Genomic DNA, 23,254 nt, shown 5'->3' on the forward strand with positions numbered 1-23,254 from the left:
CCATACTTTGTTTGTGGTTGTGTCATTAATTTTTAGTGTAAACCCTGCACGACCTCCTGCAGCGTAATGTAATCAAATTTAAAACCCTGCTCGAGCAATCTTTGCGGCTTTATTCGCTCAGAGTCTGTTAATACCACAAATGATTGGCCAATGAGCCATTTCAAAAGGGGAGCAGGCAAAGGGAGTCCCCATTGGGTCCATCGCAATTCCTTCATCATCTCAAAATTCCTGCAAGGTTGGGGAGAGCTTATGTTGACAGCGCCGTCCATTATCGTGTTATTACGAGCAATAAATTCAATGGCTTTCACCACATCTTTGATATGCACAAAGGGCACGAATTGGTCTCCCACACCCATTTTATCTATATTGAAAAGCCCCGAGAGCCTTAAATAGGGTAAAAGTCCGCCGGCGTTAGAAAATACATGCCCAATTCTTAAATTGACAACATTGCAATTTGCATTGTTTGCTCTCCGTTCAATTTCTGCACACACCTCAACTCTGAATTTTGTTCCAGGTTCATTATTAAGGATTGGGGTACTTTCTTCAGTCAAAACCGCATCGCCAGCATCACCATAAAATCCAGCGGCTGAAGCCTGCAGATATTTTAGGGGTTTTTCGCGAGCCTTTTCTATGTTTTGGGTTATCGTAGCAATTGTTTTGTAACGTGATTCCGCAATATCTGCTTTTACAGAAGAGCTCCATCTTTTAGCGCCAGCATTTGCCCCGCTCAAATTTAATATAATGGTGTTCCTATCAATAAGATCCGACCAGTCTTCATTGATATCTCTGATTTTCACCCCCTCAACATTTATTTTCGTCTTTAAAGAACGGCTTAAACAATAAACGTCGTAACCCTTTTTAATAAACTCCACACAAACCTCTTTTCCGATCATTCCTGAACCACCGGCTATAATCAGCCTGTTATTTTTTACTCCCTCGTTTCGGTCTAATCGAAAATCCCCATAATAATGCAGTAGGGTTCCCATCACGGGAAAGGAAATTTTACCGTCGAATGTCCACCCTTCCGTTGTGGGCTTTTCAATCCATACTGATTTGGGCAACAGAAAAGCCGGTAAGGGTATTTTAAATAGATCAAAGAAGCTTAGGCCTTGAGACTCATAAACTAATGACTTGTCAGCTTGAATTTTTAGGGTGTAAACAAATCGAATTGCCTTATCCCAAAAACCACCTATTCCTTCACTTAAGTACATTTGTCTTTTAAATCCGCAAAAAGACGAATGGGTGGTTGCATAGCTTTTCTGCTGCGGCGTTTTATAGCCAAATACTCTTTTCCAACATTGAACATCTTGAGATAAATTAATCACTTCGGCGTAGAACAGTTGCTCGCGCATTTCTGCAGGAAACCCGGCAAAAAAGCCGAATAACCTGGCAAAAAAAGAAGGTTTTTTAACTGTAACAACCCCTAAACCGCTTCCGCCCCTATCTGAGGTTTTAAAATCTTTTATGTGCTTGTCCAGTGCCTGGAAGTTTGTGGCAATTCGCGCGAACAAAGATGAGGCGGCATCGTCAGCAATCGATAAAGGGGGAACTTGCCAATAGAGCAATCTCCGGGATCCCCCAAGGCTAAGGGAAACTACGTATTCAAATATTTGCCGCTGGAGGGAGGGAATCACAAAAGAAGCAGTATGCATAAGGCCGTTTCTTACCCTCCGTAGAACAGGATTTTTAACCTGCCCCACCTTGGCTACGAGATCAGCGGTTCTTTGCACGGTCTGCGCACGTGATTTTCGTCCCTTCTCGTATTCCGCAATTCCGTGCAGATAATCTACCCTGTTCAATTTAGAGGCCAGGTAAGCTGCATCTTCGATACACAAGCCTGCTCCTTGGGCAATATTAGGTGCAGTCGCATGCGCTGAGTCCCCCAATAGGACAATCCGATTATCTCGTGCGGTCCAGGGAAAGTGTTCCACACCTTCAATTTTTGCAATATCTGTTCTCAATATTTTATTAGTTAAACGGATCAATTCTTCATAATGCACAGCCACATCACCTGAGTGTGTAAGAACAGGTTTCCAGGAACGGACTAAATCGATTAAAAATTCCTTGGTTTCCTCATCGACAATTTGGACCCCATCAACTGGGGCGAGATATTTGTGGTTTTTATGCGTTTTAATAGCAATAAACCAAAAGACAGCTGGAGGTTTAAGAGGCACATAACCAAATCGCAGGGAATGACTCCCGTATTGTTGCGACATGCTGTGGCCCCAGGTCTCGAAGGCAACAGACCACCAGGGGTATTTTGAGCCTTCAGGAATGAGGGTATTTGCACGAAAATAAGTATAGCCAAGCTCCGTCTCCAAAACTGGAGGCAGCCCTAATTCAGCCATCAGGCAATTTCTAATTTTAGAATGAATGCCATCACAAGCGATAAGTAAATCCCCTCGATACAATTTACCGCCCTCAGATTTGATGACAATTTGCTCCTTGTCTCTCTCGTAATGGGATATTTTTTGGGAAGTCACCATTTCAATTTCTTTTGGAGCCTCCAAAGCGGCAGACAGCATTTTTATTAACTCGTAACGATCCATACATTTTACGGGGAATCGCTCTGCAAAGGTATCACTGGCTCTTGCCAAAACTCTTCCCTGAGGATCCCGGTAACTCGCAGAAGGCATGTCATAACTAAATTGTTCGATGAACTTTTGATAATCGGGGATATTTTTTAATACCGCTTGGGCTGGAGGCCAAATGCCGATCCCCCCCCCTATGCTTTGCTCGCTGGAACCTAAATGTGAGCGGGATTCGAACAAGGTTATCTTGAATTTTACTTTTTTATTGCCATGAACTAACAAGTTAGCTATAGCCAATCCCGAGATTCCACTGCCTACTATTAAAACATGTACTGGTTTAACCACGGTCTTTCCTTTAATGCGAAGCAAGTTATTTGATTATACACCTCAGCAAGGCGGAAGATTGGGAGATGATACTGGGTTTATCTCCCTAGTTGATATTGTAATTGAATCATGGAAAATTAGGTATTTCTTGTCTTGCAGTTCTTTGTATTTTTTGAGATAGCGCCCCTTAAGGATTCTAAATAACTGTCGTGGTGATTAATCGGATTCTGTCTTATCATCTTTCATAATTATCTCACGTCTTAAATTTCTTTGAAGTATAGTTGCCAAATAAAAAATCTATTGGTACGAATAACAAACTACATGATTAAAAAAACCATTATTCAAATGTAAGTAATTGACTCATTTGAAAATTTTAAGCCTGACTTCTATATTTAAAGTTTACCCTTTTTTCTGGGATAACTCTTATAAAGCATTAAATTCATCACTTTAAAAATAAGAAATGGAGCTTGCTTATGAATACAAATGAACACACGGAATTGGGTGATGCATTGCGTTTTCCAGACTGGAATATCTTGCAAAACAATCCCTATGTCTCTATAGATGAGAACGGAAGTTTGCATTTGCATATGCAAGGTTTCACTGCAATGGGTTTACCTGAGCCTGTTGAACTAAAACTCTCCGGGGGTAATATTATTGCCATGTCGGGTGATTATTTTGGCGGCGGGGAGGTTTGCCTCAATTTGCCAACCATTGCAGAATTTAATGCCCATCCTGATGTTTATGACATTAATGGTACTTGCAAATCCTTGGGAAAATATCTGATTAAAGAGCCGGTCACTGATGGTGAGGAACAAAAATTAATTAGCTCCTATAAAAAATTGGCCAATAAAGAGGTGCAGCAACACGACATAGATACAATTTATACCATTGATAAAGCCAATTACATCCCCTTTTCAAGCACTTTAAATTTTTATGTGCAACAACTTATGTTTGCCCTGAGAGTAAAAAATTACAGTGAAATTCTGGTTAGAAATTTGGCCCACTTCACTCCATGGTCAGTACGTGTTTACACCATCGGTCATCATCTTGCACTTAAATATGCGCGCATTTTTTATGAGCTCAATCAATTTCTTGCGGATTCGACTTATCAATCCCAGAATAGTGATTTTAATTCTTTGCTCAAACTTCTCGAACAAACTCCTAAAGGCTTAAGCCATGACAATTTGCAGGATATGGCCTATCGCTACCAGGCTTTATCTTTAGAGATGGAGTTTTTTGCCTTCCACTATTTTACCGATCACTTTGCTGCAGGCCATATTTCATTTGTAGGTGATTTACGTGCCGAACTTCCAAAACGTTTTGGGCTTTGGGGCAGTATTTTAGTGAATAATTTGCATGACGAATTAAACCGCGTAAGGGTCTATACCAAACGCGCTTACGATCCAACCCCGGATAGAACCGAACCTCCAGTTGAAGCCGGGGGAGATGGGGACTTTGATGTTAGAAATAATTATTTTAACAAGCAAGCTTGCCTGGCTGGAATGACTCGGTCATTGGATGATTTACATCAGGTATTTAAGGGAAAACAGCCTCCGGCACAGACAGAATATGGTGGTCTTGAGCAGATGCCGGATATTGATGATACATACCGCCAACCACAACCTTTACTGCTGCTTAGAGGTAAAAAAATTTATTATCGCACTGACTTAAATCAAATCAGCCTTTTATCTCCATCGCAGTTACGGGCCACGTATAAGGCACCGCTGGAAAATGGATATACTGAATTAAGTAATAAATTCGAAGCATTTTTTTTGGTATTAAAACTTCGCGTCATTCCTTTCGCATATGCAAGCCGTATGAAGCCTCTTTCTGCCGACCAACTTGCATTATTGGAAGCTGAAGAACATGAACTCAATCCTGGCCGAAAACCCATACCCCAACCGCCCCTGGTGCTTGGGCAAAAACCTGTTTCCGTTCCAGCTTGGCAACAACCTGCAAGCAATCACGTTTTGGTCCAGGGACTTGTCAAGAATGGTTTATTGACTGCGTCGAACAGGAATAGGGGTCTACAGGATGAAGCAGCCATTTTGGATTCAGAAAAAGCATTCAGCCCTACGTTCTAAATAAAAGTAGCCTGCATCAGATGTGTAACAGGATAAAATCACTTTCATACATTATCTGATACAAGCTGCTGTTATTGACTTAAGGGTAAAGAAGAAGCCATATCTTTTTGCTGAAGGGCATACAGATTACTTTCCGATTTTACTCTCCTAAAATGAGAGAATGTCAGTAAAGGCGAAGCTTCTTCTTCTTTTGGAGAATGAACCTCTATTGGGTCCGCCGACTGCTCCAATTCCCCCTTCAACTGAGAGACTTCTTTTTGTAAGCGGGTTACCTCTGTTTCCAACTCATCCACATGCGAAGTTTTCTTTTGCAAACTATCTGTTAGCAGATTCAAGCGACTGACTTCTTTTTGCAAGGTATCTACCTGAGCAGCTTTTTCCTCCAGCTCTTTGATTTTACGTTTGTCTGCTTCCTCATTGTCCAGATGGCTAATACCGTTCTCAAGTTCTTTTTGCAATTTGAACAGTTTATCGCTTTCTTTTTCTACAATATCCGATTTAGACAACTGCTCAATTTTCTTTTTATCTAATCCGCGCCAACGGCTGACCAGATTTTCAATTCCTGGACGTTCAACAAACCAGTAAACACTAAGCGCCGCTATGCCCACGGCAATACTTGCAACCACAACAGGCCATGCTGTTACAGCAATAGAAGAAACAAATAACCCTGCAATAGCCAGAGCCATAGTTTGCCCCGCAAAAAAGCCACCACTGAAAAAGATAAGGCCAACAACCCCAGCGGTGATGTACTTTCCAGCTTTTAAGTAGGGATTATTTAAAGCCAAATTCAACTTGTCCCGCGCTTCTTTTAAATCCAAATGTCTTTGGTACAATAGCACTGCGAGTTCAAGATCGGCTGCAAGTTGTTCTCTAGTTTTCCCGGCAACCTGATTAATACGCGCGCGGATAGCCTTTATTTCTTTAAATTGCTCAAGTAAAACGTCAACTAATTGCGGCGTTTCTGAAGATTTGATCCCTAAATTTTTTGAAATTTGTGCCAAATCAAAGCCATAAAATAAAATCATGGAAAGGACTGAGAAAACAGTACCGGTTATAAAGAAAACAAAAGTCGGGATCGAGGAAAATATTTCCATGAACGCGGTGATGCTATCAAATCCCTCACAGAAAAAATAAACAGATCCAGCGAGTGCTAATAGGCCGTATTTGGCGACAGCAGCTTTACTTGGCCTTTTGTCTTCCTCTTCCTTCACTCCAGGATTTAATGAATTTTTTAAATCTTTTAACAGTGAAGATTGCAAGGCGGATATTAAAAAAAAGGCCTCGTGATTCGTCTTGGTTTTTGAAGTTTGTGCAAGCCAGGCTAATAAATCTTTGCGAGCAATTGTGGTTGCATTATTTTGCAATAGAGTAACGAGATCCGGATTGCTTTTATCTAATTTTGCAATGAGTTCCAAACTGGTTGGACTTAGTGAGATCGTCATACAGGCCCCCCTCTAATTTTCTGTCTTATTTGCTCTTCTAAGCAAAACAAGGGAATATATCTGCATTATGATACTGACTAATTATTAAACAAATATTAAATTGTAAAAAAATTTTGTAAAAAATTTACTTCGTTTTGTTAAATATGCGTAAAATCAAGCAAGGGGCTGATTAATTTCGTTTGGAACTATTGAAACTAAAATTTCAAAAAAGGAAGATTCTATGATTATTTTGTATTCTTATCCCGAGCTTTTTGGACTCCCAGATAACAATCCTTTTGGTTTAAAGGTGGATACTTTTCTTCGTTTGACCCATATAAATTATCAACAGGAGCATATAGTTAATATCCAAAATGCCCCCCGAGGACAACTCCCCTACCTGGATGATGCGGGACAAATCATTACGGACAGTAATAATATGTTGCATTATCTCCAGCAAAAATATGTTAACATCGATCTTAAGCTAACGGAAAAACAAAGAAACCTGCATTTCCTAATTACGCGCATGCTTGATAATCATTTGTATGGGTCATGTCCTATTCGCGATGGCAAGATGATCAGTTTTGGCCATTGTTTAAAGCCGAATTTTTAAAACAACTTCCTGAACTATCAGAAACCTCTCTTGAGCAAATAAGAAAATACAACATAGAAAAATATCATTATCAGGGTATTGGCAGATATTTCCCCAAGGATATATATCAGTCAGGGATAGATGATTTGCAAGCTATTTTGCATATTTTAGAAGATAAAGAGTTCATTTTTGGCAGCAGCATCCATACCTTGGACGCGTGTTGTTATGGTTTTTTAGCCAATATTGTCTATTTAAATATAGAAACCCCATTAAAGGAGTTTATCTTGGATACACCCCTGAAAAATTATACTCATCGCATCAGAGCATTATTAAATTACTGATACGCATGCATTAACTGTTCGTCCAAATGAGCTCGAGTGCTTGCAGCTCCCTTTCAGATAAAAGCTCATATGTGTTCATTGCATTGGTGGTCAGGTTGGGATAATGTTCGAGGCATTTTTTAATCAGTTTTAACAAATCACTCTCATTTATCGGCTTGGTAATAAAGTCGATAGCTCCCCCCTTTATTGCCCTAACCGCCATAGGTATATCGCCATAGGCAGTGATAATAATGACTTTGAGCAAGCAGTTTTGTTTTTTGAGCAGATCAAACAGCTCAAGCCCGTCCATATCAGGCATGCGAACATCGGTAATCAAACATCCCACATGTTGAGGATTATATTGTTCCAGAAAACTTTTTGCATTCAAGAAAGTTTTAACGTCAAAACTCATCGATTCAAAAAGCCATTTTAAAGCACTTAAGACATTATCATCATCATCAACAATATAAATGGTCTTATTCATTTCGGTCCTGAAATTTGATTTGGCAATCTAAAAGAGCTTACTGTGCCCCCACCTAAAGTATTTTTTTCTATTTTAAGGCTTCCACCATGAGCTTCAATAATTTTTCTGCAAATGCTTAATCCCAATCCCAACCCATATTCCTTGGTACTGAAACATGAAGAGAATAGATTATCGAGTACATTTTGCGCAACTCCCGGTCCATTATCGATAATAGAAACCCATATCTCAGAATCAATTTTTTCAATCTTGATAAGTAATAAGGGATTTTTTGTGTGGGCGTCAAGCATGGCTTCAAAGGCATTATTAATCAAGTTTAAAAAAACCTGCCGCATTTGATTACGATCCAGGGTAACTTCAGTCAAATCCTCATCAATCTCATAATGAACTGTTCCTGTAAAATGGGAATAGAACTTGGATAAGACAACGGATTGTTTTGCCAACAATCCCAAATTAACTCGTTCGAAATGTAATTCCCCATGAGTTACAAAGCGCTTCATGCGTTTAATAATGGAATTTATTAATTCCACTTGTTCCAGGGCTTTTTGGAGGACAGCTATAAATTCATGTGATTCTTTATTTTCTTGCTGTAGCCGTAAAATACTTCCAAGAAGATAGGAATTTAAAGCTAACAAGGGTTGTGCAATTTCATGGGATAATGAACATGCAGAATCTCCCGAAAAATAACACCGGGATATTCGATCAAGGGTTGTTTGTTGGAGTTTGATTAACTCCTGGTTCTTTTTTTGTTCTGTAATAAAATGCCAGGTTCCGATCATTTTAATGGCATTATTCTCGGCATCCCGTATATAGCGGCCACGAGCTGATACCCACTCATAAGTTCCTTTACGGGATTGAATCCGGAAGTCTGCTTTGGGATCTTCAAAATAAGCAAGGGATTCAATTAATTTATTGGCAACTTCTTCACGATCCTCTGGATGCAACCGTGTTATAAAATGGTCAATATGTCCTACTTCACTGTCTGGATTTAATACAGATAAAGACTCAGAATAGCCAAAATCAATCGTTTCATTGGTACTTAAATCCCATTGCCAAACATTTAATTTGCCAATATCCAATAATTCCATTAAATAATCACGAGAGATTTCATAAGTGAGCGTATTTGCGAGCAGATCCTCAGCGTGCTTCTTTTTTAAGTTAATTGGGATCTTGGAATTGATCATTATGTACCCTCGGTGATGGAGTGTTTCATTCCATGATTACTTGCATGCCAAAAAAACCTATTCTTTCACTTTTAAAAATAATACCACAGGATGAGTTGAGAATATGAATTAATATTTACCATAAGGTTTTATATACGGTTTATGGATTGGTAAAAAAGAAACGGCTTGGACAAAATGTCCCAAGCCATTATTTTGCATTAACCAGGTGCGATCAATCAGCTAACCCATAGGGCTTATAAACAGGATCCCAGACATTGGCAGCAAGTTCGCTCTCGAATTCTGCATCCTTGACCTCCGCCAAGCCTTCTGCAATCGCCTGCTTACCCACAGATTTTGCTACTTCGAGACTTATCGAGCGAAGATCAGCAAGGGGTGGTAGCAGATTGGCGGATTTATTTTTCTTAGCTGGAGAGCATTCTGCGAGCGCAAGTGCCGCAGCCTTAATCATCCCGTCTGAAACTCTTTTTGCTTTAGCTGAAATAATACCTAAAGCTAATCCCGGGAAAATGTAGGAATTATTTGTCTGGTCTATATGATACTCTTTCCCGTTAAATTGGACAGGCTCAAAAGGGCTTCCTGTGCCAATCAACGCACGCCCATCAGTCCACGTGAGAAGATCACGGGGAACTGCTTCACTATGAGACGTTGGGTTAGAGAGAGGGAAAATAACTGGCCGTTCGGTATACTTTGCCATAGTACGCACCACTTCTTCAGTAAATGCCCCTTGTTGTGCGGAAACCCCAATGAGGGCAGTAGGCTTTACATTTCGTACAACATCCAATAAGCCAATTTCATCAGGGTTTGTAACTTGCCACAGATTCACTTCGGAGCGCTTGCGGGCAAAAGCAAGCTGATCGGCAGTTAATCCCTTGCCTCCTTCTACAAGAAGCCCATATCGATCCACTGCATAGATGCGATCGCCTGCCTCTTCATCACTTAATCCAGCATCCCTGAGGGCTCCTCGGATTAACTGGGCGATTCCATGACCTGTTCCCCCAAAACCCAGGAAAACAATTTTTTGCTCTTGCAAGGGAATCCCGGTCACATTAATGGCTGAAAGCAACGTACCTGTCGCCATGGCAGCAGTACCCTGAATATCATCATTAAAGGTACATAATTGATCGCGATAACGGCTCAACAACCGTGCAGCATTCACCCCGGCAAAATCCTCCCATTGCAAGAGAACATTTGGCCACCGGCGTTTTACCGCAGAGATAAATTCATCAATGAACTTATCGTATTCAGCACCACGAACACGATTATGACGCCAGCCAATGTAAAGAGGGTCTGCCAATCGTTCTTCATTGTCAGTTCCTACATCCAATAAAACAGGCAAACAGTATTGAGGAGGAATCCCGGCCAAAGCGGTATACAGCGCCATTTTGCCGATAGGGATCCCCATTCCCCCTGCACCTTGGTCACCCAAGCCAAGAATACGTTCGCCGTCACTTACCACGATACATTTAATCAAATCATAGCGTGGGTGCGCAAAAATCTGATCAATCATATTGCGGTTAGGGTAACTAATGAAAAGGCCTCGGGGTTTACGGAATACTTCACTAAACTTCTGACATCCCTCCCCAACTATTGGGGTATAAACAATAGGAAGCATTTCCTCAATATTGTTAATTATGAAGGAGTAAAATAGAGTTTCATTGTTGTCCTGGAGATCCCGCAAAAAACTGTATTTTTCTAAAGAAGTCGGCAATGACCTCAATCCGTCAAGGCGCCGTTTTTGTTGTTCTTGCAAAGTACTCACTTGTGGTGGTAACAAACCATGAAGCGCAAAGGCATCCCGTTCCGTATTGGTAAAGGCAGTTCCTTTATTTAGCCGGGAATTATTGAGCAAATTATAACCCGTCAGGCTGGTTTTTATGGTCCCATCTTTGAGATATTGAGTTTCTATATCCGGTTTTTTCATGTGCAAGTTCCTTTTAAATGAAATTCATTACTTACTTCTGTCCCTGCAATACCTAATTTGGTAAAGGAATAAATTCTTTGTCATCTCCTGGTATCTTTCCAAATTTCCCCTCCTTCCAATCTGATTTTGCCTGTTCGATTTTTTCTTTTGAACTGGCTACAAAATTCCACCAGAGATATCGCCGCTCTTCCAATGGAGGGCCTCCCAGGATAATCATATGAACATCAGATGCAGCGATAACTTTAAGTTTAGCTCCTGGCTTGAGAATTAACATTCTCGGGTCTTTATAGAAGATGTTATCAATGATTATCTTACCGCATAAAAGATGAATTGCCCGCTCTTCCAGCGTCGATGGGATGACTAACTCAGCATGAGTTTTCAATTTACATTCAATAAAAAATGCATCAATTTGAGTGTTAACGGATGATTTGTGCCCCATCCATTCTCCCGCAATCACGCGAATACTCATTTTTTCCTCATCGAGTGCCGGGATTGCACTTTTATCATAATGAGTAAAGGAAGGATCCGTTTCTTCTTTATTTAGCGGCAATGCAAGCCAACACTGAATACCAAAAAAAGGTTGGGGATAGAGCCTATCAGGTAATGGGGTACGCTCTGAATGAGCAATCCCTCGCCCCGCGGTCATTAGGTTTACCTCCCCTGGGTTAATAATTTGGTGACTCCCAAGGGTATCCCGGTGTTCCAGTCGCCCGGAAAACAAATAGGTCATGGTAGATAATCCAATATGGGGATGGGGTCGAATATCAATTCCCTTGCTGGTAAGCAGTTCACCAGGTCCTGCTTGATCCCAAAAAACAAAGGGGCCCACTGTTCTTTTTTCTTTGGATGGGAGAATGCGTTCTACCTGGAAGCCTCCGAGATCTACTGATCTTGGGATCAACTCCATCCTGATTTGTTGCGGACAGTTTTGGGTCGCACATATTGGGTCTTTTGCCTTAAAATAACTCATTCTTAGTACTCTCCTAAGATAATTCTAGACCACAATATTCCTGCCGAGGCATTTGAAATAATGCATAATCTAAATAAAAAAATTCTGTCGCCTCGCAAGCCAAGAGTTATAATTAAAAATTAAATCGCAAATAGCCTTAATGTCTATACTTTAAAATATATCTTCATCATGGAATAGATTAATATGAATATACACAGACATAATCTTTTTGCAAAAACAGGTTGTCTTGCAAAAATAGCGCTAGCGCTTTTATTTTTAAGCTGCTGCAGCTTTACCTCCTTTGCAGCCCAACCCACGCTCATAAAAAATCCTGATGGATCTTCTGTAGAAATTAAAGCAGATGGTACTAAAATTGTGAGGAATGCAGACGGTTCCTCTGTGGAAAGCAAAACAGATGGTACCAAGATAATCACTAATGCGGATGGCTCAAAGGTCCAAAAGAACCCAGATGGAAGCAAGATTGTCACCAATGTGGATCATTCGTCTGTAGTTTATAAACCGGATGGAACCCAGATTATTACCAACCCGGATGGTTCCTCGGTTCAAGTTAATCCTGATGGAAAGAAAATTATAAAGGATCCAGACGGCAAAATTCTCAACTAATCCGCTCACCCGTAAACACATTATTTTTTACGTCATCCTCTGCCGATGACCTTATGGACTCATTTCGCAAAAATCAATCAGGTTTCTTGCAGGTGTTCATAAATTTTGCGGCAAATTCATCAAGCATATTTTGCTTTAACTTTCTTTTACCTCCCGCAGCATAAGCGACGAGTAACTGATTAAAACAGGGTTGAAGTGCCCCCTGTTCTGGCATTTCTTTAATATCGTTAACAGTTCCTAAATCCACATAATTCAATTGCAGTTTGGCATCGGAATTCAACTCATAATAAGCTTCAGCAACACAGCAAATGGCGCAGGCAGCCAAATCATCATACGCTTTAAGCTGTGGCGCGGACGTTTTTGAGAGGGCGATAAAATCAAAGGCAGTCAGATTCTGACTGAAAATTAAGTGATGATTTTCTAGAGAAACATTTTGAATGCCGCCATTACACCGATCACCGCCTATCAGCATTTCTGCTTCCAAGGTAGTAGTATTTTTTCTCTTTACCTGGTAGAGGGTGGTGAATTCTCCTGTGCCTCCGCCACTATTGATGGTATACACCCAATATAGGTTTTTTCCTGCACTAAAAAATTTATAATAACTGTACCCTTCTGCGGGCCCTGGATCCTCAGGATCTTGCCAATCATAACCTATATAACCCTTTGCCATTAAATTGGAGTTATGTCCTTTCACCCCGTATTTCGTTTTTGCTAATCCGCATCGCTCCAGATCAATTTCTTTACCTTCAAAATTAAAAAAACACAGCGCATCAACAGGTTTATTGTGAAACATCAGAGCAGCGGGTACAGCTGCATTTATTTTTGGTGCAAGTAAAGGGGAACACAAAAGGAGCAAGAATGTTTTAATCTTCATTTTAAAGGTGATTCCTCAGAAATATTTGCCGCCTACTTATTAAAAATTAAACTCAAGTGAAACATCTCCAATAGTTACTTCACCGTGTAAATTACCCCCGTTTGCGCCCCCTCAACACTTTTACTAAAGGCCAAGGCAACTCGACTTGCGGGCACTGATTCAAAACCACGGAAAAAAGGTGCGTAACGATTCATTGACTCTGTCAGCACACTCGGACTTACCGCATTAATTCGCAGGTGGTGTGGTAATTCTATCGCCGCACTTTTAACAAACGCATCAATCGCCCCGTTTACCATAGAGGCAGATGTACCCATTAATATAGGATCATGACTTAAAATACCGCTTGTTAGAGTAAAGGATCCCCCTTTATTGATGTACTTAAGCCCAACTAATACCAGTCTAACCTGGCCCATTAATTTACTGTCCAGTCCTATAGCATATTGTTCTTCAGTAAACTGGGGTAACGCTTCAAAATATACTTCTCCTGTTACAGAAACAACTGCATCGAACTTTCCGACTGCTTGGTAAAGCAACTCAATAGAATGAGTATCGCGAATATCAACCTGAAAATCCCCGCTCGTATGCCCCACTGTAACCACAGTATTGCGTTGTGATAACTCTTCACACACAGCTTTGCCTATTGTCCCTGTACCGCCAACCACTATAACTTTCATTTGCATTTCCTTTTGCCAGGTTCATCATTCTCAATTATCTGCTGGTTTGTCTTTTAATTCCAGCCAAATAGTGCGCGAGAATTTCAGCAAAGCCCATTTTGAAATGGATAAGTTTATGATTAATAATTGGTTTATATAGCACCTTTCGCATTTTTGCTTTTATTTTTTGGTTTTCTTTATTTCATTTATGGATTGCAGGATAATAAAGCGTTACACGCTAAGAGCATCAGTTTCTTCTGGAGACATCCATCAGCAATAATGAATAAAAGGGAAACATCATGTATCGATTTATCATTAAATTATTATTTTGCATGTTGGCTTTAACGAGCACGCTGGTATTTTCTGCACCCATTGAAATTGTACTATCCCCCAGTAAGCCAGTTGTTTTAACCAATACCAACAAAAAAGTCCTCTCCCTATTATGTGAAATCCACGCCGTTGTAAGTGCGAATAACTTTATATCCATTCAATTCCTTGCTGGAAAAGGTACTTTCAACGGAACTACACTGAAACAAGGGGATTCTTTGGTGTCTACTTTGACCAACCTGCAACAAATTCCCATATCTGCCGCCCCTGGAGCCAAGGCGCAAGTCACAAACATGGGGACTCAATCAATAAAGGCAACATGTATCTAAAATAACTGTCCTGTAAAGGCTGGTCCGCCAGCCTTCAATTGGATGCATTTACTAAAGATTAATCTGAACGTCCCGTTAAAGCATCATATTTTCTACTTTGTTCTTCCAGGGCGTTAATATCATTGCTACAAATATACTGTTTTAATTGATTAAACTTTTCCTCCTCCCAGTCATAAATCCTCAGATGGAGCAGACGTTGAATTATGGAGTCTTCAAAACGTTTTTTAACCACTTTGGCAGGACTGCCCGCAACAATAGTGTACGGTTCTACATCTTTGGTTACAGTACTATTGGCGGCGATAATTGCCCCCTCCCCAATGGTGATGCCCGGCATTATCATGGAGCGCATTCCAAGCCACACCCCATCATGTATTACTGTGTCACCTTTTCCCTGGTATGCCTGAACATAGTTATCTGCGAAAGGATATAAGCAAAACCAGTCCATGCGGTGATTATGATTTCCCCCCAGCATGATGATTACTTCAGCAGCGATACACACATAATCACCAATAAAAAGTTGGTCGATTTCCCATTGGGGCTGCCAATTTTTTAAACTGAACTCATCCCCATAAAGATAGCGGACTACTGTTTCTTCAAAACTGCCTGTCCAGGCATCGCTGTAGTAACTGTGTTTTCCTTTAATATGTATATTGGGGTTCTTCACATTCTCGTGCAGATACTCTACCCGAGACCAATGCTTGTCTTTTGTTTTCATCATGAAATTTGTTTTTTATAAAAACATCATTCTATCTAAAAAACTCCTGACACACTATGAGAAAAAAAGCTCGTTTAATGCGTGCATTTCCTGCGTCACTAGTTCTGGAATCAGCTGGGATCCGATATATTAATAGAAACATCCTCCAGAAATAAGAGAGGTTTTTTAAGTGTTTTAACTAATTTCCGGCCCCAACATGTTTGGCAGGGAACAAATCTTTTAATGCAGGCAATCTTTTCTTTAGTGATAGCTATCATGCAGGTTCGAAAGACAATATCGTATTCTAAACCCGCACCGATTTTCTGGGCTATAGCGTCGCAATTAGGTTCAACTATCTGGGTTGCCAATGCTTCTGATGCCAGCAGGGAAGCATCGGGTGGTAAATTACTATACAGTCTTTTGAATTCCCGGTCATAAAACACCATTTCTTTCTCCAGACAATACGCATATCGATCCCGTGTCAGCTTGAATTGGCATTTACCGCTGTACCTCAAGTAAGAGGCATGAGCATGCGCCGAAATAAAAAAAAGACATAATAAAAAAACAATAGGAACTGTTTTTTTCACCATACTCTCACCCGTTTTAATAGTATCGCCTGGTTTTTTGTAAATGCAGCGGAATTTATCCACTATAAAGGTTAATGAGACATTAATTCAACTAACCACTATGATATGATTACAGTTTTCGAAAAAGACAGTAAGCCGCCGATGAATTACTCCAAATATGGTTATAAAATAAGGCCAATCAAAGAAGGTTGTGGATATACCTGGTTATTTTTGCCTGGAGGTCCAGGTTTAGGTTCTGAATACCTCGCTGATTTATGCAATAAGCTCCAAGTACCTGGATCTGTTTTGCTTTTGGACTTCCCACAAGATGGCATCAATACCCAAGGCAAGCTGGACATGAAGTGTTGGCAAGTGGGTTTAATTGATTTATTACAATCAATTCCCCATCCTGTCCTGGTAACACACAGTTTTTCAGGAATGTTTGCGCTAAATTTACCCGAGTTAAACGAGTATCTGGCAGGATTGGTATTGATGAATACCACCACCGAAAACAGTTTTTTTCCGCATGTAAGTGCAATGCAGGAACGTCACCATTTACCCGATTTGATTCCCCCGGCCAGTCAATACCATCTGGCACCATCAAATGAAACATATAAAGAGTTTTGGAATACTTACAAACACTATTGCTTTACGGCTGAAGAATTGAATGAAGGGGAAAAAATAATCCCTCTTTTTGCTTTTAATAACGCCGCATATCACTATGCTATCGAACATTTTTATCCCGATTATTCCTGCAAATGGTTTCCTCAAGCAATCCCTGTAATGACTATTGCCAGCGAAAATGATTTTATTTGCCCGCCCCGGATTTTTGTGGAAAATAATAAATTTCAGGGTAAAAACAGTATCCATCAAATTATTGAAAATGCTGGGCATTGTCCCTGGTTAATTTATTTTAATGACGTGCAATGTTGCTTTAATGATTTTATAGTGAAACTGAATTCTGTCTCAATGACAAAATAGTAGGTAGTTCCATTACAGGGAGATGAAAAATGTATCCACTAACCACACTCACCGCCTCTTTGTTTGCCCTTGCTTACATTTTTCTTTCAATCTATGTAGTTTCTCTGCGAAGAAAACATAAGGTAATCATAGGAAGCAAAGAGTTTATTGATTTGGAAATGGCGATAAGAGCCCATGGCAATTTTGCAGAGTATGTTCCCTTTACGCTAATCCTGCTTTTTTGTGCCGAAGCCAATAACGCCAACTGGATACTACTCTTAGCCTTGATTTTATTCTTTGTCATAGGACGTATCTTTCATGCCTATGCATTTCTTGCAGAAAAACATCACCTGAAATTTCGTGTCCGCGGAATGATTTTGACTTTCACAGTGATAGCTTGCCTTTCATTACTCAATTTAATTCTGCTTGTTTCAACATGAGTGGAGATGTTTGCCCGTCTCCTTAATTTGCTATTTTAGATGGGATCCATTATGTTCATGTAATGAAATTGCCTGTCTGAGCAAAGGGATGACCAACCGTCTTATAAATAAAAATGTTGATATTTATAAGTTTCCGCAAGTATTTGAAAAAAATTTAGGTTCTATCACCCTTGGCGATTTACATGGAAACCCAATCAAACTCATTCATTTCCTTTTTCGCCAGCAAATCATTCAATTTAAGGAGGAAGTGAAGCACGCTGAGGAAACCTACCAGCACTTTGTTACGCTCTATGAGCAGTATGGTGACATTCTCCAGGAGTATTTGGAAAATCGTACGCTTTTACAGTTTGCGCACGTCAAAAGAGACAATGCACAAGAACGCATTGCCAACCTTGAGAAACAATTACGGGAAGTAAATTCCGATTCTCAATTATCCCAGGCCTTATCCCTTCTCCATCAGCAAGCCTTGTTAAAATTGGAGACTGCAGAAAATGAGCATGGCCAATTACAACAAAAACTCGCTGCACCCAAAGAAAAAATGGCTTATTGTATATGCCAATTTAATCAATTCATGGGCCAATTAGTAATCCGGGATAATCAAACCCTTATTCGTCTTATTGGCGATGAAGTGGCAGACCGTGGGAATTGTGATTATTTCACCTTAAGAATTCTTAACCTGCTTAACCATAACCACTGCCCATTAACCATCCTTGCTTCCAACCATGGCAGTGAATTTATTCATGCGTTTGAACAATTAATCACAGGCCATTTGCTTCTACCGGCGGGTTACATCGGTGATGTGCAAATTACCTCCTTTTGGGGATTAAAGCTTTTACTCGAGCACAACTTGATTCAACAAGAGGAACTAATCCAATTAGTTAATGAAAGTTACAAGCCGGGTCTTAAAATACTGGATTATACCCTCAGCGAACAGGGGATTACTTTATTTAGTCATGCCCCCATTCGCTTCGACGCCCTTCAGTTGTTGGCAGCAAAACTCGAAGTACATTATGATGATTCCTCTACAACCGCTTTAGCCGCAACCATCGATCAAATGAATCAGCGATTCCAATCCTACATCGATAAGAATACCCTCTATACCTTATTTATTACCGAGACAATTCATGACCGGACCCAAATGTCCGAAGAAGAAAGGACAACCTGGCCTTTAGTCTATTTTTTCTGGAATCGTTGGAATGAAATTAAAGAAACTGAAACCGCAAGACCGGCAATCCATAATAATTATTGTGTTACCTATGTACATGGCCATGATGGATATCAAAGTCTGCTGCCGCACGTGCATAATCTCGATACGGCTTGTGGGAAGGAAGCGCGCACCATCGAGAATGAACGCATCAATAAAGCATTTCTCTTTATTAGGGAAAATCAAAATAAAGCGGTAGACAAAACAACCGCTGAATCCTATATTCGTGAGGTTTTAAGATATAAAGTATTTGATTCAGACGAGCGCAGCTTACCACCAAGCTTACGCCATGATAATAAACACCTTAAAAGCAGTTACAATAATGAATGTAACAACAGCATAAAAAAATTAGGCCTGTTAGGGAAGCCAATCATCATGGCAGGTGCAAGTGATGACTTTAAAATATCGACACCACCCTCCACTCCGAGAGAACTAATCCTTGCATCTGAAGAACAGGACGATAATATTCTTTTTAATTTATCAAGCTAAAAATTGTCTTAAAGCAAATTGTAACCCGGTTTATAGAAAGCATCCGGGTTACCATAGAATCTAGCGTTGATGTTGGAAAAACAGTTTTTTATCCCCATAATTTGATGCCAATAAAGGACTTTCCAGCATTAATGTTCCCACGTGGTATTCTGTACCTTGGTATTCACCATAAACCTCATAAATTGCTCCCATCGGTACCCCTGAAAAAGAAACCCTGAAATCTTCTCTTGCGTTTTCAGGAATCAAATCTTTAACCAGGCTAGTAGGTCTGAAATAGATTCGCTCCGGGAAGATCGGAATACCATTAAACTTGCCTTCGCCCGTCCAAGACGCCAAATGCCACAAAGGCAGATTATTTGCAGGATCACGAGTCCACTCAAAAATTTTCTCAATGGCCTTGAGAGTCCAGCTGGTAGGATGAGGGATTTGATTTGAGAAATCTTTTGCAAAATAATTCCAGTTTCCTTTTTGGCCCTCAAGCAAATTCATTACCTGCAAGTTTAAAGAAGGATGGTTTGATATTAAGAATTTAATCGCCAAACCGGGAATGTAGTTATCATCGGATGGAGGCGTTGCCAGAGACAAACGTGCCAAACCAACTGCACCTGTTTGATAAATACCGGTAAATGGATGATCCGGAGCGGGAACCAATGCAATTTTTCCTACTGAGCCATTGGCATGAATAATTTTTACTCGTCCCTCCGGCATTTCATCACTGGCGGTATCAAACGTGGGATTTAATCGAAACAATCCCTTTAATTTCTCGAGTACTTCACTGAAACTATCACCAGCAAGTGGAGGCAAGGGATCTTCTGCATGGCTTAAAGTGATTTCATTCCATAATAAATCAAGTTTTTCTCTAGCAGTTAATTCCTGGTAATAACACGGTAAATCAGCATAGGAACTCAAACTTATAAAAAAGCAGATGAGCCCGCTCATAATCAAGGTCAAACATCGATACATCAAAGCCTCCTTGTCTTCAAAGTTAATTGTGACAGAGTATACGAAATAACGAAGCTTTTCTAATATTTTTATGAGAATTGGGATAGTATTTAGTGGAACAAGGATCCCGGGGGGTTAGATAATTCCCCCCCCCGGGTCACTTGTATAAGGGAACTAGGATTTCATAAAATGGTCATAAATAGCACGGCTTGCAAGGGCTATGGCACGACTGCGTGGATAATCACTGGCAGATTTGGATTTAACATAAACTGCAATTGCAATATGCCCTTTATTATTAGGCAAAGTAATAATCCCCACATCACTTACAAAACGATAGAGTTTTTTAGAACCGGGATATCTTAAATAATCCTGCTCATAAATTGACCACGTTCCTGTTTTGTGCGCGACCTTCACATGTGCAGGCAATAATCCCCTGATTCTGCTGCGCCCGGTGCGGCATTTCTCCATAATATCCATTAGAAGATTGGTACTTGATTCGGAAAGGGCTTGTTTTTTATATAATTTGACAAGCAATTTTGCCATATCATTAGGTGTCGTGGTATCGCGAATGTCTTTTTCAAAGCGTTGCCAGGCTTGTTGTTTTTCGCTTAGGGGAACCCGATTGGATATTTTTTGCCAGGAATATACCGGCTGCCGTTTTTTTAAAAAGGAACGATCCACATGATTGGTATCGACAAACATTTCCATAATGGAGCGATTAACAAAAATATTTTTAAATCCCAGCGCACTCATTCGTTGGGCAACATATTTAGGCCCCTTAGCCGCTTGCAATAATGCATCGCTTGCACTGTTATCACTGTTTCTGAGAGTATGTTTCAGTATTTCTTTTAAGGTAATGCTCAGTTTTCTCTTTTCGAATAAATAATGCAATGAGCCTGACCCCGGGACCGAGTAGCGGGAATCCATTTTAATTACCCGGTTCAATGAATCTTTTTTCTCATCTACGCGATGCAGAAAAGCCATGGCTATAGGTAATTTAATCGTGCTTGCCATAAAAAACCGTTGATTACTGTTATGGGCTATCACTTTATTTTTTTCTATATAAATGGCAGTAATTCCCATTACTGTATTTGATTTTTTTTCGATTGCATTTAATTTTTTAAGGAGTTCCGCGTCGGTTTGGGCAAAAGCATTTACCCAAAATACACAACTCAAAAACCAACACATTAAGGTATTTTTTGAACATTGCGTTAGTATTTTTTTCATAAATTATATAATCCATTTTATATTTCTTTTATTCATTGTCTGGCGTAAATAAGCTGCAATACGCGCATGTGCCGCTGTTTTCATTTGTATCGATAAAGCACACAAAATCTTTCCCTACCCACATGAAACATGCCATAGTGTAAAGGGTGTCACTGAAAATAAGGGATTCAATTTCTTTGTACCAGCAGTATTGCCTAATTTGCCTTACTTGTTTGCAATAAAATGGTCCAAGGGCTTTATGCAAATTTTTATTCTATTTTTATCTTAATTACAACTTTTTTAAATTTTCACAGCAATTTGTTTGCTATTTGTTCTTAAAACGAACCTTTTTGTAGCCGGGAGTTACATTATTTTCATTATATCCCTCTTTAAAAAAAGAGCAGCACAAGTGTGCAAATTTATTAATCGTTATGAAGCAAGACTACCCCCCAAACGAAAATAAGCAGTTCTCATGTAGGCCTGCAACTCCTCAGGATTCACAGGCATTTGGGTTAAACCGATATATTTATCCGGTCGAATTAACACTGCAATTGGCTGATTGATTTTAAAACGTTGATGCATCGTTTGCTGTTCATCAAAAAACATTGAAATATCCGCATCGGGTAAGGCTATATCAGGATGGGAGACAATGATATGCGTTTTAATCAAACCATTAAATTGTTGCGCTAGGTTCCTTGCTGTCTCAATGAGGAGCGGCATTTGATTCGTTTGGCTTAGACCGGCAAATAAAAATAAATGATGCAGGGTTCCCTGAGTTATCTGCTGAAGTTGTCTTTTTTCATGAGTTCTGGCCTCAATGAGAGGAAAACTAATGAGAAATTCACCTATTTTAAAAGAAGTTTTTTCTCCCAATACCTTCACTATAGGGCTTTTGGCATAACTTACTGTCAATTCAGCAAGGTTATATAAAACAAAACGCTTCATTGAATCAAAGGACATAGCCATCTTTAGGATGAAATTGCGTAAAAAAATCATCACCCGATTGCTCATCATTATTAACCGGGTTATATTTCCGGTTTGTTTTAAAACTTCTGCAGCGATGGGATGGCGTTCACTGTTATAACTATCCAGTAATGCATCCTTTGCGAGTCCTTTTTGTACTAGAGCCAGTTTCCAAACCAAATTATAGATATCTTGTAAGCCGGTATTTAAACCCTGGCCTCCCATAGGACTATGAACATGGGCTGAGTCCCCTGCAAAAAATACTCGCCCATAACGATAGTTTTGGATTTGTTTGTGATCAATGCCAAATTGGCTAATCCAAACAGGATCATGTAAATTAGCGGGCTCACTACACCGTACCTTAAAAGCATGAGTAATCTCTTCAAGGGTGGGTTCCTGATGCATAATTTTTTCCGGGGCAGTCATGACCACTCGATACCGTTTTTCTCCCATAGGAAAACACGCAGCCGGCCCTTTGTCGCTTACAAAGAGAATAAATTTATCTTCAGGTAACTCCCAATCAATAAGCAAGTCGGCAAGCCACCAGGTTTGTTTGAAAGAGGAGCCTATAAATTCAGCATGAACCAGTTTCCTCATGGTACTGTGCGATCCATCACAAGCAATAATCCAATGAGATTGAATTTTTTCACTCTCGCCATCAATATGTTTTACAGTAGATATGATATGAGTTGGTGTTTGTTCCATATCCATAAGTTCTGTTTGCCACTCAACGTGCAGGCCCCTGTCGAGTAACGCTTGCTGGAAAATATGTTCTGTCCTGTTTTGGGGAAGATCGATAACAAAATGATAATCTGCTTCTACAAGAGCATAGGTGGCATGGATTAATTCTTTTCCCTCAGATTGAAACAATACTCCATTTACTTTTTGGCCTTCAATGAGTATTTGTTCAAGAAAACCACCATCTTTAAGCAGATCAAGGGTGCGGATATGGATGGCTAAAGCCTTTGATTTATCACTGAGAGTCGACTTTTTGTCGATAATGCGGCAATTTAAACCATGCCGTTTGAGTTCATTTGCGCAGAATAAACCGACAGGCCCCGCTCCCACGACCAGTACATCCCATATTTTATCAGCCATCGCTACTCCATGCTCTAATCTAGGATAAAATCAATAAGCTTTATTATAGTCTGATTCATGTACTGATGAGTAGTGACTCGT

Annotated in this window: 21 protein-coding genes; 8 read left to right on the plus strand and 13 right to left on the minus strand. The window is 40.0% G+C overall.

Features of this window, described 5'->3' with window-relative positions; translation table 11 throughout:
* Nucleotides 1-32 precede the first annotated feature (32 nt).
* Nucleotides 33-2,876, minus strand: coding sequence for a DUF1731 domain-containing protein (locus tag KYQ_RS14790; RefSeq protein ID WP_010654898.1), 2,844 nt, complete (start codon nt 2,874-2,876; stop codon nt 33-35).
* 452 nt (nt 2,877-3,328) lie between these two features.
* Between KYQ_RS14790 and KYQ_RS14795 the strand changes: the two genes are divergently transcribed.
* Nucleotides 3,329-4,939 carry a hypothetical protein gene (locus KYQ_RS14795; RefSeq protein WP_010654899.1) on the plus strand — a complete coding sequence of 537 codons (1,611 nt, stop codon included), beginning with the start codon at nt 3,329-3,331 and terminating at the stop codon, nt 4,937-4,939.
* Nucleotides 4,940-5,010: 71 nt separating this feature from the next.
* Here KYQ_RS14795 and KYQ_RS14800 read toward each other — a convergent pair whose 3' ends face one another.
* The gene (locus KYQ_RS14800) at nt 5,011-6,381 is read right to left on the minus strand and encodes a hypothetical protein (RefSeq protein ID WP_010654900.1); all 1,371 of its coding nucleotides are present in this window, start codon (nt 6,379-6,381) and stop codon (nt 5,011-5,013) included.
* A gap of 220 nt (nt 6,382-6,601) precedes the next feature.
* Between KYQ_RS14800 and KYQ_RS19560 the strand changes: the two genes are divergently transcribed.
* Complete coding sequence (locus KYQ_RS19560; protein WP_231294565.1) at nt 6,602-6,970, plus strand: Tom37 metaxin N-terminal-like domain-containing protein; 369 nt, start codon at nt 6,602-6,604, stop codon at nt 6,968-6,970.
* Nucleotides 6,910-7,290, plus strand: a complete 381-nt coding sequence (locus KYQ_RS19565) for a glutathione S-transferase C-terminal domain-containing protein (protein WP_231294566.1) — start codon at nt 6,910-6,912, stop codon at nt 7,288-7,290. The genes KYQ_RS19560 and KYQ_RS19565 overlap by 61 nt, the downstream gene beginning before the upstream one ends.
* Before the next feature lie 10 nt (nt 7,291-7,300).
* Here the strand turns inward: KYQ_RS19565 and KYQ_RS14810 are convergent, their stop codons facing one another.
* The 4 genes from KYQ_RS14810 to KYQ_RS14825 all read right to left on the minus strand — a co-directional run bounded on the left by KYQ_RS14810 (nt 7,301) and on the right by KYQ_RS14825 (nt 11,825).
* A complete protein-coding gene (locus KYQ_RS14810) occupies nt 7,301-7,753 on the minus strand; it encodes a response regulator transcription factor (RefSeq protein WP_010654902.1) in 453 nt (150 codons plus the stop codon).
* Nucleotides 7,750-8,934: a sensor histidine kinase gene (locus tag KYQ_RS14815; RefSeq protein WP_010654903.1), complete on the minus strand. Its 1,185-nt coding sequence runs from the start codon at nt 8,932-8,934 to the stop codon at nt 7,750-7,752. The genes KYQ_RS14810 and KYQ_RS14815 overlap by 4 nt, the downstream gene beginning before the upstream one ends.
* A gap of 211 nt (nt 8,935-9,145) precedes the next feature.
* Complete coding sequence (locus KYQ_RS14820) at nt 9,146-10,855, minus strand: NAD-dependent malic enzyme (protein ID WP_010654904.1); 1,710 nt, start codon at nt 10,853-10,855, stop codon at nt 9,146-9,148.
* Nucleotides 10,856-10,907: 52 nt separating this feature from the next.
* Entirely contained in the window at nt 10,908-11,825 is a 918-nt protein-coding gene (locus tag KYQ_RS14825; protein ID WP_019350222.1) for a pirin family protein, read from the minus strand.
* Between the two features lie 183 nt (nt 11,826-12,008).
* Here KYQ_RS14825 and KYQ_RS14830 point away from each other — a divergent pair, with 183 nt between their 5' ends.
* The gene (locus tag KYQ_RS14830) at nt 12,009-12,428 is read left to right on the plus strand and encodes a hypothetical protein (RefSeq protein WP_010654906.1); all 420 of its coding nucleotides are present in this window, start codon (nt 12,009-12,011) and stop codon (nt 12,426-12,428) included.
* Nucleotides 12,429-12,501: 73 nt separating this feature from the next.
* Here the strand turns inward: KYQ_RS14830 and KYQ_RS14835 are convergent, their stop codons facing one another.
* Together KYQ_RS14835 and KYQ_RS14840 are read right to left on the minus strand one after the other, a co-directional pair.
* Entirely contained in the window at nt 12,502-13,302 is an 801-nt protein-coding gene (locus KYQ_RS14835) for a hypothetical protein (RefSeq protein WP_019350223.1), read from the minus strand.
* A gap of 74 nt (nt 13,303-13,376) precedes the next feature.
* The gene (locus KYQ_RS14840; RefSeq protein WP_010654908.1) at nt 13,377-13,976 is read right to left on the minus strand and encodes a short chain dehydrogenase; all 600 of its coding nucleotides are present in this window, start codon (nt 13,974-13,976) and stop codon (nt 13,377-13,379) included.
* Between the two features lie 278 nt (nt 13,977-14,254).
* Between KYQ_RS14840 and KYQ_RS14845 the strand changes: the two genes are divergently transcribed.
* Nucleotides 14,255-14,611 (plus strand): hypothetical protein, encoded by a 357-nt coding sequence (locus KYQ_RS14845; RefSeq protein ID WP_010654909.1) that lies wholly within the window; start codon nt 14,255-14,257, stop codon nt 14,609-14,611.
* A gap of 58 nt (nt 14,612-14,669) precedes the next feature.
* Here KYQ_RS14845 and KYQ_RS14850 read toward each other — a convergent pair whose 3' ends face one another.
* On the minus strand, nt 14,670-15,329 hold the full coding sequence (locus KYQ_RS14850; RefSeq protein ID WP_019350224.1) for a CatB-related O-acetyltransferase: 660 nt from the start codon (nt 15,327-15,329) through the stop codon (nt 14,670-14,672).
* A 107-nt stretch (nt 15,330-15,436) separates the two neighbouring features.
* The gene (locus tag KYQ_RS14855; RefSeq protein ID WP_010654911.1) at nt 15,437-15,895 is read right to left on the minus strand and encodes a lysozyme inhibitor LprI family protein; all 459 of its coding nucleotides are present in this window, start codon (nt 15,893-15,895) and stop codon (nt 15,437-15,439) included.
* Nucleotides 15,896-15,997: 102 nt separating this feature from the next.
* Here KYQ_RS14855 and KYQ_RS14860 point away from each other — a divergent pair, with 102 nt between their 5' ends.
* The 3 genes from KYQ_RS14860 (at nt 15,998) to wip (ending at nt 18,964) form a co-directional block, all read left to right on the plus strand.
* A complete protein-coding gene (locus KYQ_RS14860; protein ID WP_019350225.1) occupies nt 15,998-16,852 on the plus strand; it encodes an alpha/beta fold hydrolase in 855 nt (284 codons plus the stop codon).
* Nucleotides 16,853-16,881: 29 nt separating this feature from the next.
* Nucleotides 16,882-17,271, plus strand: coding sequence for an MAPEG family protein (locus tag KYQ_RS14865; protein WP_010654913.1), 390 nt, complete (start codon nt 16,882-16,884; stop codon nt 17,269-17,271).
* Nucleotides 17,272-17,359: 88 nt separating this feature from the next.
* Nucleotides 17,360-18,964 carry a Dot/Icm T4SS effector Wip gene (gene wip, locus KYQ_RS14870; protein ID WP_010654914.1) on the plus strand — a complete coding sequence of 535 codons (1,605 nt, stop codon included), beginning with the start codon at nt 17,360-17,362 and terminating at the stop codon, nt 18,962-18,964.
* A 60-nt stretch (nt 18,965-19,024) separates the two neighbouring features.
* On the opposite strand, the gene KYQ_RS14875 is transcribed toward wip, so the two are convergent.
* The 3 genes from KYQ_RS14875 to KYQ_RS14885 form a co-directional block, all read right to left on the minus strand.
* Entirely contained in the window at nt 19,025-19,927 is a 903-nt protein-coding gene (locus KYQ_RS14875; RefSeq protein ID WP_010654915.1) for a hypothetical protein, read from the minus strand.
* 153 nt (nt 19,928-20,080) lie between these two features.
* Nucleotides 20,081-21,133: a class A beta-lactamase gene (gene bla, locus KYQ_RS14880; RefSeq protein ID WP_010654916.1), complete on the minus strand. Its 1,053-nt coding sequence runs from the start codon at nt 21,131-21,133 to the stop codon at nt 20,081-20,083.
* Between the two features lie 408 nt (nt 21,134-21,541).
* The gene (locus tag KYQ_RS14885; RefSeq protein WP_019350226.1) at nt 21,542-23,173 is read right to left on the minus strand and encodes an FAD-dependent monooxygenase; all 1,632 of its coding nucleotides are present in this window, start codon (nt 23,171-23,173) and stop codon (nt 21,542-21,544) included.
* Nucleotides 23,174-23,254: the final 81 nt, after the last annotated feature.

It is taken from the genome of Fluoribacter dumoffii NY 23 (assembly GCF_000236165.1).
In the GTDB taxonomy this organism is placed as follows: domain Bacteria; phylum Pseudomonadota; class Gammaproteobacteria; order Legionellales; family Legionellaceae; genus Legionella; species Legionella dumoffii.

Coding starts and splice junctions, on each gene's coding strand:
- KYQ_RS14795 (WP_010654899.1), top strand. CDS start 3,329: ATGAATACAAATGAACACACGGAATTGGGTGATGCATTGCGTTTTCCA.
- KYQ_RS14800 (WP_010654900.1), bottom strand. CDS start 6,381: ATGACGATCTCACTAAGTCCAACCAGTTTGGAACTCATTGCAAAATTA.
- KYQ_RS19560 (WP_231294565.1), top strand. CDS start 6,602: ATGATTATTTTGTATTCTTATCCCGAGCTTTTTGGACTCCCAGATAAC.
- KYQ_RS19565 (WP_231294566.1), top strand. CDS start 6,910: ATGTCCTATTCGCGATGGCAAGATGATCAGTTTTGGCCATTGTTTAAA.
- KYQ_RS14810 (WP_010654902.1), bottom strand. CDS start 7,753: ATGAATAAGACCATTTATATTGTTGATGATGATGATAATGTCTTAAGT.
- KYQ_RS14815 (WP_010654903.1), bottom strand. CDS start 8,934: ATGATCAATTCCAAGATCCCAATTAACTTAAAAAAGAAGCACGCTGAG.
- KYQ_RS14820 (WP_010654904.1), bottom strand. CDS start 10,855: ATGAAAAAACCGGATATAGAAACTCAATATCTCAAAGATGGGACCATA.
- KYQ_RS14825 (WP_019350222.1), bottom strand. CDS start 11,825: ATGAGTTATTTTAAGGCAAAAGACCCAATATGTGCGACCCAAAACTGT.
- KYQ_RS14830 (WP_010654906.1), top strand. CDS start 12,009: ATGAATATACACAGACATAATCTTTTTGCAAAAACAGGTTGTCTTGCA.
- KYQ_RS14835 (WP_019350223.1), bottom strand. CDS start 13,302: ATGAAGATTAAAACATTCTTGCTCCTTTTGTGTTCCCCTTTACTTGCA.
- KYQ_RS14840 (WP_010654908.1), bottom strand. CDS start 13,976: ATGAAAGTTATAGTGGTTGGCGGTACAGGGACAATAGGCAAAGCTGTG.
- KYQ_RS14845 (WP_010654909.1), top strand. CDS start 14,255: ATGTATCGATTTATCATTAAATTATTATTTTGCATGTTGGCTTTAACG.
- KYQ_RS14850 (WP_019350224.1), bottom strand. CDS start 15,329: ATGATGAAAACAAAAGACAAGCATTGGTCTCGGGTAGAGTATCTGCAC.
- KYQ_RS14855 (WP_010654911.1), bottom strand. CDS start 15,895: ATGGTGAAAAAAACAGTTCCTATTGTTTTTTTATTATGTCTTTTTTTT.
- KYQ_RS14860 (WP_019350225.1), top strand. CDS start 15,998: ATGATTACAGTTTTCGAAAAAGACAGTAAGCCGCCGATGAATTACTCC.
- KYQ_RS14865 (WP_010654913.1), top strand. CDS start 16,882: ATGTATCCACTAACCACACTCACCGCCTCTTTGTTTGCCCTTGCTTAC.
- wip (WP_010654914.1), top strand. CDS start 17,360: ATGACCAACCGTCTTATAAATAAAAATGTTGATATTTATAAGTTTCCG.
- KYQ_RS14875 (WP_010654915.1), bottom strand. CDS start 19,927: ATGTATCGATGTTTGACCTTGATTATGAGCGGGCTCATCTGCTTTTTT.
- bla (WP_010654916.1), bottom strand. CDS start 21,133: ATGAAAAAAATACTAACGCAATGTTCAAAAAATACCTTAATGTGTTGG.
- KYQ_RS14885 (WP_019350226.1), bottom strand. CDS start 23,173: ATGGCTGATAAAATATGGGATGTACTGGTCGTGGGAGCGGGGCCTGTC.